Source organism: Brevundimonas viscosa (assembly GCF_900116065.1).
GTDB classification, from domain to species: Bacteria; Pseudomonadota; Alphaproteobacteria; order Caulobacterales; family Caulobacteraceae; genus Brevundimonas; species Brevundimonas viscosa.
On sequence record NZ_FOZV01000019.1, the window covers coordinates 1 to 3389 of the forward strand.

General features: G+C 71.8%; 2 protein-coding genes. Both read left to right on the forward strand.

The window, feature by feature from the left end:
* The first annotated feature begins 296 nt into the window (after positions 1 to 296).
* Complete coding sequence (locus BM333_RS15520; protein WP_092313865.1) at positions 297 to 2081, forward strand: copper resistance system multicopper oxidase; 1785 nt, start codon at positions 297 to 299, stop codon at positions 2079 to 2081.
* On the forward strand, positions 2078 to 3277 hold the full coding sequence (locus BM333_RS15525) for a copper resistance protein B (protein ID WP_092313868.1): 1200 nt from the start codon (positions 2078 to 2080) through the stop codon (positions 3275 to 3277). Before BM333_RS15520 ends, BM333_RS15525 begins: the two co-directional genes overlap by 4 nt.
* Positions 3278 to 3389 lie beyond the last annotated feature (112 nt).

A 3389-nucleotide genomic window follows, 5' to 3' on the forward strand; every position in this document is an offset into this window, starting at 1 on the left:
GGTCGAGGCTGTAGACCAGCTGATACATCAGGAAGAACATCACGACCGTCGAGGTCGCGATCATCGCCGCGAAACGGCCCCAGCTCATTTTCATCGTGACCCTCCTCGGCGTCGGCGTCACCGGGTCAAACGGCGTCGGGAGAACAGGGGTTCCTGGCCGTGGCGCTTGACCTTGCCACGATGGGAAGGTGCACAAGGGGCGATCCCCACGCTGTGGCGACCTGCCGCAAGGGGCTGCGCCGCCGCGATGCGTATTGAACTGACGACCGGATCGACCGACAGGGAACGCCTCTTCCATGCCTACCTTCCGCCCCGATCGCCGAGCCCTCCTCCGGGGCGCCGCCGCCGGCGGCGGCCTGCTGGGCCTGCAAGGGCTGCTCCCGGCCTGGGCGCAGACCGGGTCGGCGGGCCTGCGCGCGGACCTGCCGACGCGGACCGGGCCGAACGTCGACCTCACCGTCGGCCACTCGCCCTTCACCGTCGGCGGCCGCACCGGCCATGCGGTGACCATCAACGGCGTCCTGCCCGCCCCGCTGCTGCGACTGCGCGAAGGTCAGAACGTCCGGCTGTCGGTGACCAACACCCTCGACGAGGACACCTCGATCCACTGGCACGGCCTGCTGGTGCCCTTCCAGATGGATGGCGTGCCGGGGATCAGCTTCCCGGGCATCCGCCCGCGCGAGACCTTCGTCTACGAGTTCCCGATCCGGCAGTCGGGGACCTTCTGGTACCACTCCCACTCCAACCTGCAGGAGGCGATGGGCCACTACGGCCCGATCGTCATCGACCCGGCGGGCGCCGATCCGGTCGCCTACGACCGCGAGCATGTGCTGGTCCTGTCGGACTGGAGTTTCATGCATCCGCACGAAATCCTCGACAAGCTCAAGAAGAGCCCCGGCTATTTCAACCGCCAGCGGACCACCCTGTCGGGGCTGATCTCGGGCGACGACGGCATGAGCCTCGAGGAGCGCCGCATGTGGGGCGCCATGCGCATGGACCCGCGCGACATCCTCGACGTCAACGGCTCGACCTACACCTACCTGATCAACGGCCACGGCCCGCAGGAGAACTGGACCGGCCTGTTCCGGCCGGGCGAGCGGGTGCGGCTGCGGGTCATCAACGCCTCGGCCATGTCGATCTTCAACGTGCGCATCCCGGGCCTGCCGATGACGGTGGTCCAGGCGGACGGCGAGAACGTCCGCCCGGTCGAGGTCGACGAGTTCCAGATCTCGGTGGCGGAGACCTACGACGTCATCGTCCGGCCGCCGGAGGATCGCGCCTACACCGTGGTGGCCGAGGCCATGGACCGCTCCGGCATGGGCCGGGCCACCCTCGCCCCGCGCCCCGGCATGAGCGCTGAAATCCCGCCGCTGCGCGAGGTCCCGACCCTGACCATGCGCGACATGGGCATGGGCGGCATGGACCACGGCGGCGGCGGCACGGACCACGCCGCCATGGGACACGGCGCGACGACGCAGGCCCCGGCGGCGGACGCCCCGGCCATGGATCATGGCGGCATGGCCATGCGCGATCCCGACAATGCGCCGCCGGACATGGCCGTCGGCGTGGGCGTCGACATGGTCGCGCCCGACCCGGCCAACCGCCTCGGCGATCGCCCGCTCGGCCTCGAGGACGTCCCGCACCGCGTGCTGGTCTACACCGACCTGGTCTCGCTGGCGCCCAACAGGGACCGGCGGCCGCCGTCGCGCACCATGGAGATTCACCTGACCGGCAACATGGAGCGCTTCATGTGGGGCTTCGACGGCCGCAAGTTCAGCGAACTGGTCGAGCCGATCCGCTTCGAGCGCGACGAGCGGGTGCGCGTCACCCTGGTGAACGACACCATGATGGCGCACCCGATCCACCTGCACGGCCACTTCTTCGAACTGGTCACCGGCGGCCCCGCCGGCCACCAGCCGCTCAAGCACACCGTCAACGTCATGCCGGGCGGCAAGGTCACCTTCGATCTCACCGCCGACGCGCCCGGCGACTGGGCCTTCCACTGCCACATGCTGATGCACATGCACGCGGGGATGTTCAACGTCGTCACCGTCCGCCCCATGGATGGAGCCGCCGGATGATCCGCCTCGCCGCCGCCCTTGCGCCGCTGCTGCTCGCCGCCGGCGCCGCCCACGCCCAGGACCCGCACGCGGGCCACGCCCCGCCCGCGCCGGACCCGCACGCCGCCCACCGGACGCCGGCGCCGACAGCCGATCCCCACGCCGGGCACGACATGCGCCGCACGGCTCCGGCTCAAGACCCGCGCGCCGGGCATGCGGCGCCGGCCGCCGCCGACCCTCATGCGGGCCATCAAGCTCCGGCCGCGCCGGATCCCCACGCCGGCCACAATATGAGCGGCGCGGCCCCGACGCAGGATCCCCATGCGGGGCACGCCATGCCTGCCGCCGCCGACCCGCACGCCTCCCACCGGGCTCCGGCGGCGCAGGACCCTCACGCCGGGCACGACATGGGGGCCGCCTCCGGTCCGCCCGACATGCCGACCAGCGCCGACAATCCCGGTCGCCCCCCCGAGGACCCCACGCCGCCCGGCGCACTCAGCGGCCCGAGTCATGCCGCGGACGCCGTCTTCCCGGCCGCCGACATGGCCCGGGCGCGGAACCTGATGCGTCGCGAGAACGGCGACATCCGCACGACCGGCGTCGTCGTCGACCGGCTCGAGGCGGCCTTCGGCGACGGTGAAGACACCTGGCTGTGGGACGTGGCCGGCTGGACCGGCGGCGACATCAACCGCTTCTGGTGGAAGTCCGAAGGCGAGGGCGACTTCGACGGCGGGCTGGAGGAGGTCGAGGTCCAGGCGCTCTACGGCCGGGCGATCACGCCCTTCTGGGACGTGCAGGCCGGCGTGCGGCAGGACTATCGCCGGCACGGCGAGGACACCACCCATCTGGTCCTCGGGGTGCAGGGCCTGGCCCCGCACTGGTGGGAGGTCGATGCGGCCGCCTTCCTCTCGACCGAAGGCGATCTCACCGCCCGGATCGAGGCCGAGTACGACCAGCGCCTCACCCAGCGGCTGATCCTCCAGCCCCGCGTCGAGGTGGACCTGTCGGCGGGCGACATCCCCGAACTCGGCCTCGGCTCGGGCCTGACCTCGGTCGAGGCCGGCCTGCGCCTGCGCTACGAGATCCGCCGCGAGTTCGCCCCCTACCTCGGGGTGGAGTGGAGCCGCGCCCTCGGCGAGACGGCCGACCTGATCGAGGCCGCCGGCGGCGACGCCGGAGACACCCGCCTCATGGTCGGCCTCAGGGCCTGGTTCTGACCGCAGCCTGATCCGCGCCGTCGTCTTCTCCGCCGTCCCGGCCGGTCCGCTGGACCAGAGCCGGTGACGTGACCCCCTGAAACTCCTCCAGGAATAGCTAGAGTCCGCCCCT